This window comes from Devosia alba, from assembly GCF_039938915.1.
Lineage (GTDB): Bacteria > Pseudomonadota > Alphaproteobacteria > Rhizobiales > Devosiaceae > Devosia > Devosia alba.
In genome coordinates, this window is the sequence record NZ_JBDUUI010000184.1 from 1 (window position 1) to 222 (window position 222).

Here is a 222-nt window from a genome sequence, read left to right on the forward strand (position 1 = left end):
TCTAAAGAAAGTATCTATCTTTTCTTGGCGCTTGGATTCCTCTTGCTTGTTATAGACAATATCAGCAAAAGATCTGAATTGTGCCTCAAGTTCGTCTATTTCCTTTTGATTATCATTTACGTACTTGGAAAGAATGGACTTATTCAACTCAGAAGTGTTTTTATCCTTAACATCCTTATTCTTTTCCAACCTCTTGAAAACACGTTCCTGATCATCATACTT

The 222-nt window shown here is 34.2% G+C and carries 1 protein-coding gene; it reads right to left on the reverse strand.

Annotation, left to right across the window (positions count from 1 at the left end):
* On the reverse strand, window positions 1–222 hold a 222-nt coding region (locus ABFY71_RS19220), incomplete at both ends, for a hypothetical protein (protein WP_347947483.1).